The following is a 6,302-nucleotide window of genomic DNA, read 5'->3' on the forward strand; positions in this document are numbered from 1 at the left end:
GCGGTACGCGGCCCGGCGTCAGCAGTGGTGACCGGTGCGGCCCAGCGTCTGCTCCGGCGTCGCGCCGGGGCGGGTCCACTGCGGCACCGGGCGGCTCGCCGGCCCCCAGTCGCCGTTGCCGCCGGCGTCCGTACGCCAGTACCAGCACGCGTGGCGCCCCTCCGGCCGGCCCTCCGGGTTCTCCTCCCACGCCTCGCCACGGCCGTACGGCGTCATGTCGAGCAGCCCGAACGACGCGTTCGCCACCTCGCCGCCGCGGCCCGTCGTGGAGTACGTGAGGAACACCGGGCTTTCGGGTTTTCTGCGAACGGCGATGCCCCAGCCGCAGGGGGATCGGCTGGGGCATCGCTTGTTCGCTCGGCTCTGGAACGCCGGTTCCTGGCGCTGGTCTCCTGGCGCTGGTCTCCTGGCGCTGGTCTCCTGGCGCTGGTCTCCTGGCGCTCGGTTCAGAAGCCGAAGTCCTGGGTGTAGTAGGGGGCGCCGTTCGCGGCGTACACCACGCCGACCCCGACGGCCTTGTTGGCGCAGTTGACGATGTTGGCGCGGTGGCCGGGGCTGTCCATCCAGCTCCGCACGACCTGCTCGGCGGACTGGTAACCCCACGCGATGTTCTCGGCCGCCGGCGCGGCGAAGCCGGCCTCGGTGGCGCGGGCGACGAAGCTGGAACCGGAACGGCCGGTGTGCGAGAAGTCGCCGGTCTGCGCCATGAACTCGCTGTGGCTGCGCGCGGCCTCGGTGAGCTGATCGTTCACGGTCAGGGCGGCGCAACCGTTCGCGGTGCGTTCGACGTCGACCAGGTGGTTGATCTCAGCCTGCAGGGTTCGCTCCCCGCTCGTCGCCGGCGCGGCCTGTGCGGCGGACCCGATCATCAGCGCGGCGCCGACGGCGGCCGGGGCGATGAGGGCGGCCAGGGCGAAGCGGCGGAGAGCGTTGCGCAAGAGGTGAACCTTTCGTAGTGGTGGCACCGTTCTGTTCGGCCCCGCCCCGGCCTCGCGGATCACCGGCGCGGTGCGCGTCGGTCGCCGTATGGTTGCCGCAACCCGCCGGGGCCGCCGTCATCGAAGCGTCATCGTTCCGCGGGCCAACCTCCATGAATCTGGGCCAGGCTGGCTCCCGTGCTCCGCTCCCCCTCCGACGACGACGGCCCCGACACCCGGCTCGCGCATCAGGTGAGCACGCGCATCCTCGAAGAACCGCGGCTGCTGGGTTCGAGCATCACCGTCCAGGTGCAGAACCGGGTCGTCGACCTGGCCGGCACGGTGGGCTCGCTCTACGCCCGCATCACCGCGGCCGACCTGGCCCGGTCCACGCCGGGGGTCGCGGACGTCTGCAACCGGCTCCGTCTGACCCGGGCCGCGGACGTGAGCGCGGCACCGGAGCCGTTCGACGAGATCGTCGCCCGGTGGGCGGACGAGCCTGCGGACCGTGGTGGGCCGGTGGCGGCTTCGCCGGGGAGTACGTTCCGGTTCGGCGCGGCCGCGACGGCCGGGGTCGCGATGCTGCTGTGGCTGGTCGTGGTGCCCGAGTTCGGTGCCGCCGGCCTGCTCGTGGTGCTGCCCTTCCTCGGCGCCGCGGTGACGCTGGCCCGGCTGGCGCGCAAGGCGGACGCCGCCGGCTGATCGCGGTTCTGCGACGGTTCGATGACAGCCCGCGTGAGGTGGCCGGGGCGCGGGTAGGTGTCGCCCCGTCCACCGGCCGGCGGCGAAAGGATGTGCGATGGGTACCGGCGTCTTCACGATCGTGCTGCGCGGTTATGACATGGCGCAGGTCGACGACGTGCTCACCCGGGCCGAACAGGCCGTCGCCTCGGGCAACGGCTCCCTGCGTGCCGCGGCCCGGCACGAGCTCGAGGGCGTCGTCTTCCCGTGGAAACCGCGGGGTACGCCCGGGCCGAGGTCGACCAGGCCGTGGAGAACCTGCTGATCCGCCTGCGGTAGGCCGCCGCACCGCTCACCGGGTGCTCCGGCACGCGGTGAGCGGTGGCGGATCAGGCGCTCAGCGGGACCGGGGCCTGCGCGATCCGGGCGCGGGGCAATAGCGCGGATGCCGGGAGAACAGGCTCCAGCCCAGCCAGGCGCGGCCCTTCGGCGTGCATCGTCGCCGGACCCGGCTGGTGTCGCGGGCGACGATCACGGCCGGGTGCCCGCGCCGGGCCGGCGCCTCGCCGGTGCGACCGGCCCGCCGGCCGCAGTGCCGGACCGGACGGCAGAGCTGACCGGCCCGCCGGCGGCGACCGGCCGGACGGCAGAGCTGACCGGCCCGCCGGCGGCGACCGGCCGGACGGCCGCGGTGACCGGCCCGCCGGCGGCGGTGACGGCCTGCTGCACGGTGCCGAAGACGCGGAACGCCCGGTGCAGCCGGGCGGTTCGCAGCACGATCTGCACGTACCGTGAGGGGCGCGCCAGCAGCACCTCACCGTGCCGGCGCCGGGCCATGTTGCGGGCCCGGACCAGGGCGGCGAGGCCGGCCGCGTCGGCTTTCTTCGCCGCGCTCAGGTCCACCACGATCTGGCGGCGGGCGTGCACCGCGCCGGCGAGCACGGTTTCCAGTTCGGCGGCGGCGTCCGCGTCGAGGTCGCCGGTGACCCGGACGACGGCGTACGCGTGCTCGACAGTCAACCGCACCCGGACAGGCTGATCCGTCTCGGTAGCCGGCGTCGGGCGGTGGACGATGGTGCTGCACGTCGGGCAGCGGTGCGGGCCGCGGGCGAATCCCGGGCCGCTCCAGCCGGCCGCGGCCACATAGACCACGTCGGCGTCGCGCAGACCACAACCGTCCACCACGGTGGTCTTCGCGCATTCGTCACAGATCAGCTGGGCTTCCGCTCCGGGACCGGTCGTGACAACGGTCATGAGCGGCCCGGGCTGGAGTCGGCGATGGTGTGCACAGGTGCCTCCTGGGGTCGGGGCCCGCTGCGGCACCCGCCTGTCGTCGAACGCCGCGCGGACCTGACTCCACTTTTCCCCAGCTGGTTGGCAACAGCCTGGCGGGATCATGACAGTTCGGTAACAGAACAGCGTTGTCACCCGAAATGTCATGCCGACGGGCGATCCCGGCGAGCACGAAGAGACTGCTATGAATATGAAGAGGCGGTCCGCGGGAGATCCCGCAGACCGCCTTCTACCGACTACCGAGCAGGGATCAGGCCACCGAGGCGGGGAACCGCTCCCACACCCGGTGCAGGGCGAGCAGCTGCTGCAGCCCGGCCAGCGCCGCCGCACCGTCCTCGGCGGTCACCACGCCCGGCGTCCCGGCCACACCCGCGGCCTCGAGGACGGCGTTGCCCGTACCGAAGGCGCCGATCGCCTTGGCGTGCCGCCAGCATTCGTCCACCAGCAGGGTCACCCGCGGGTCGATCGCGGCACTGCCCGGCGCGCCGGCCTTGGCGTCCCGGACCGGCAGGGCGTCCGGCGCGGGGACGGGCGCACCGGCCACGATCAGCGCGTCGAACTCGACCGAGCGCGCGGTGGCGAAGGTGCGCTGCACCGGCATCCCGCCGACGGTGCCGCCGTGCGCGGCGATCAGCAGCGGCACCATGCCGGCCGAGAAGATCGCCGAACGGAGCTGTTCGAGACCCGCGTCGAGACGCTCGGCGTCCACCACGATGCCGATCATCCGGCCGTCCGCCGGCCAGGCCTTGCCGACCTGGGACAGCACCGGGCTCGGGGTGACCTCGGGCAGCGGGATGGTCGGCTCCGGCACGGGCAGGCCGAGCCCGATGGCGACCTGCTCGCAGAGCACCGGGTCGATGTTGGCCAGGCACCGGAGCTGACGCTCCTTGATCGCCTGCTCGTAGCACTTGCCGAGCTCGAACGTGTACGCCCGGATGATGTGTTCCTTCTCCACTGGGCTCATGCTCAGCCAGAAGAGCCGGACCTGGCTGTAGTGGTCGTCGAAGGACGCCGGGTTGGCGCGGATCTTGGGGGCTTCGGCGACGCGTACCGGGGTGTCCAGGAACGCGTTCTGGGCGTCACCGGCCGGGAACGGGTTGCCGCCGTCCAGAGAGTTCGGCCGGTAGGGCGCCACACCGGCGTGCACGGCCTGCTGGTGGAAGCCGTCCCGCAGCATGTCGTTGACCGGGGCGTGCGGCCGGTTGATCGGGATCTGGTGGAAGTTGGGCCCGGCGAGCCGGGTGAGCTGGGTGTCGAGGTACGAGAAGAGGCGTCCCTGCAGCAGCGGGTCGTTGGTGACGTCGATGCCGGGGACCAGGTTGCCGAGGTGGAACGCGACCTGCTCGGTCTCGGCGAAGAAGTTCGTCGGCGTCCGGTCCAGCACCAGCTTGCCGATCGGCTGGACCGGGGCAAGCTCCTCCGGAACGATCTTCGTGGGGTCGAGCAGGTCGATCCCGGCGAACGTCTCCTCGGGAGTGTCCGGGAAGACCTGGATGCCCAGCTCATACTCCGGGTAGGCGCCGGCCTCGATGGCGTCGTACAGGTCACGCCGGTGGAAGTCGGGGTCGAAGCCGCTCAGCATCTGCGCCTCCTCCCACTCCAGGGAGTGCACGCCGAGCTTCGGCTTCCAGTGGAACTTCGCCAGCGTGGTCTCGCCGGCCTCGTTGACCAGGCGGAACGTGTGGACGCCGAAGCCCTCCATGGTCCGGTAGGAACGCGGGATGCCCCGGTCCGACATGTTCCACATGGTGTGGTGCTGCGCTTCGGTGTGCAGCGAGACGAAGTCCCAGAACGTGTCGTGCGCGCTCTGCGCCTGCGGGATCTCCCGGTCCGGGTGCGGCTTGCCGGCGTGGATGACGTCCGGGAACTTGATCGCGTCCTGGATGAAGAACACCGGGATGTTGTTGCCGACGAGGTCGAACGTACCCTCGTCGGTGTAGAACTTGGTGGCGAAGCCACGGGTGTCACGGACCGTGTCGGCGGAACCGCGCGAGCCCAGGACGGTGGAGAACCGTACGAAGACCTGCGTCTCCTTGCCCTTGGCGAGGAAGCCGGCCCGGGTCACGTCGGACGCGGTGCCGTACCCGACGAAGGTGCCGTGCGCCCCCGTGCCCCGGGCGTGCACCACCCGCTCCGGGATCCGCTCGTGGTCGAAGTGCGTGATCTTCTCGCGGAAGTGGTGGTCCTGCATCAGGATGGGCCCGCGGGGACCGGCCTTCAGCGAATGGTCGGTGTCGCGCAGCCGGGCACCCTGCGCCGTGGTGAGGTACGCGCCCTGCTGCGACTTGGCGGGCGCGGGCAGACCGGTCTTGACACCGGTCGGGGTGACCGTCTCCGGCGTGCCCTGTTCCTTCTTCGGCGGCAGCGGGTCAGCCGGCGTGGTGGGCTCGTCGACCGTCGGTGTGGAGCTCCCGGGAGCTCCGGGCACTCGGTCGGTCATGGCGTCGGCGATCTCTTCCACCTTCGCTGCGGCAGCCTGCACCACGTCCTTGACCACACGTCCGGGCTTGGAACTGTCCATACGAGCTGTTCCTCCTGAGCGAATCCGTCCAGCGACGGCGTTGCGTTACCCCGTTTGCCACGAGATAACACGGTATTGGCGATGATCTCAAAATCGGTTGAATAACCCGGCACCCTTGGGGAATGCCGGACCTTTTCGCTCTACCCGAGCGACGACGAGGTATGCCGATCTCGGCGAGGCGGACATGCAGCGCCCCGCCGAGGCGGACCTTGAGCAGCTCCGGCGAGGCGGACATCCCGCGGTACGGCGAGGCGGACATCCCGCGGTACGCGCGGACGGCGGCCGGAAACGGATGGTGCGGTGGCCACCCGCCGAGCCGGCCGCCGGGTGACGGCACCCCCACCGCTTCCCCGCCGGGTGATCATGGCTGGATGGAGACCACCGAGGACGGGCGGTACATCGTCGTCGACGGGCGTCGCTGGCGCGCCACCGACCCGGCCATCCCGGACGAAACAGCCGCTGAGCTGCGGCGGGCGCTGATGGCGGCCCGGCGCGACGTGGGCGCCGCCAAGCGGGCCGGTCTGGATCCGGCGCCGGCCCGGGTGCGGGTGCAGGCGGCGAAGGTGGCGCTGGGCGAGCGCGGCACCCCCTGGTGGGAGCAGACCCCGGACGAGCGGCGGGCGCGCTGGGAGGAGGGCTTGCGCTATTTCACGGGTACGGCCTGAGCACGCCCCGACGGCACCGAACACGCCAGACACGTCAGTCCCCGGAGGCCAGCTCGCCGCCGGTTCGCATGCTCGCAGACACGCCAGGATGTTGATCTGCTAGTGTCCTGCGCCAGAAATTCGGCTACAAAATCGGGCGAGTGATTCGAGGATCTCTTCAGCGGTCTTGGTCCAGATGAACGGCCGTGGGTTCTGGTTCCAGGCGGCGATCCAGGTCCGGATGTC

General features: G+C 71.5%; 7 protein-coding genes. 3 read left to right on the forward strand and 4 right to left on the reverse strand.

Translation table 11 applies throughout. The features are described from left to right. Nucleotides 1-18 precede the first annotated feature (18 nt). Nucleotides 19-528: a DUF899 family protein gene (locus LPA41_RS42270; protein ID WP_255691329.1), complete on the reverse strand. Its 510-nt coding sequence runs from the start codon at nucleotides 526-528 to the stop codon at nucleotides 19-21. After that, a complete protein-coding gene (locus LPA41_RS36585) occupies nucleotides 447-938 on the reverse strand; it encodes a CAP domain-containing protein (protein WP_229075866.1) in 492 nt (163 codons plus the stop codon). Before LPA41_RS36585 ends, LPA41_RS42270 begins: the two co-directional genes overlap by 82 nt. A 177-nt stretch (nucleotides 939-1,115) precedes the next feature. On the opposite strand from LPA41_RS36585, the gene LPA41_RS36590 reads away from it, so the two are divergent. Further along, nucleotides 1,116-1,619: a BON domain-containing protein gene (locus LPA41_RS36590; protein WP_229075867.1), complete on the forward strand. Its 504-nt coding sequence runs from the start codon at nucleotides 1,116-1,118 to the stop codon at nucleotides 1,617-1,619. Between the two features lie 97 nt (nucleotides 1,620-1,716). Next, the gene (locus tag LPA41_RS36595; RefSeq protein WP_229075868.1) at nucleotides 1,717-1,923 is read left to right on the forward strand and encodes a DivIVA domain-containing protein; all 207 of its coding nucleotides are present in this window, start codon (nucleotides 1,717-1,719) and stop codon (nucleotides 1,921-1,923) included. 206 nt (nucleotides 1,924-2,129) lie between these two features. On the opposite strand, the gene LPA41_RS36600 is transcribed toward LPA41_RS36595, so the two are convergent. Together LPA41_RS36600 and LPA41_RS36605 are read right to left on the reverse strand one after the other, a co-directional pair. Further along, nucleotides 2,130-2,852, reverse strand: a complete 723-nt coding sequence (locus tag LPA41_RS36600) for an STAS domain-containing protein (RefSeq protein WP_229075869.1) — start codon at nucleotides 2,850-2,852, stop codon at nucleotides 2,130-2,132. A 289-nt stretch (nucleotides 2,853-3,141) separates the two neighbouring features. Then, on the reverse strand, nucleotides 3,142-5,412 hold the full coding sequence (locus LPA41_RS36605; protein ID WP_229075870.1) for a catalase: 2,271 nt from the start codon (nucleotides 5,410-5,412) through the stop codon (nucleotides 3,142-3,144). A gap of 371 nt (nucleotides 5,413-5,783) precedes the next feature. On the opposite strand from LPA41_RS36605, the gene LPA41_RS36610 reads away from it, so the two are divergent. Continuing rightward, the gene (locus LPA41_RS36610; RefSeq protein ID WP_229075871.1) at nucleotides 5,784-6,077 is read left to right on the forward strand and encodes a hypothetical protein; all 294 of its coding nucleotides are present in this window, start codon (nucleotides 5,784-5,786) and stop codon (nucleotides 6,075-6,077) included. The last annotated feature ends 225 nt before the right edge of the window (nucleotides 6,078-6,302 follow it).

The sequence above is a fragment of the Actinoplanes sp. DH11 genome (assembly GCF_020873875.1).
In the GTDB taxonomy this organism is placed as follows: Bacteria; Actinomycetota; Actinomycetes; order Mycobacteriales; family Micromonosporaceae; genus Actinoplanes.

What these genes read in the sequence shown, in the direction of transcription:
- LPA41_RS36595 (WP_229075868.1), top strand. Translation starts at nt 1,717, where the DNA reads ATGGGTACCGGCGTCTTCACGATCGTGCTGCGCGGTTATGACATGGCG.
- LPA41_RS36600 (WP_229075869.1), bottom strand. Translation starts at nt 2,852, where the DNA reads ATGACCGTTGTCACGACCGGTCCCGGAGCGGAAGCCCAGCTGATCTGT.
- LPA41_RS36605 (WP_229075870.1), bottom strand. Translation starts at nt 5,412, where the DNA reads ATGGACAGTTCCAAGCCCGGACGTGTGGTCAAGGACGTGGTGCAGGCT.
- LPA41_RS36610 (WP_229075871.1), top strand. Translation starts at nt 5,784, where the DNA reads ATGGAGACCACCGAGGACGGGCGGTACATCGTCGTCGACGGGCGTCGC.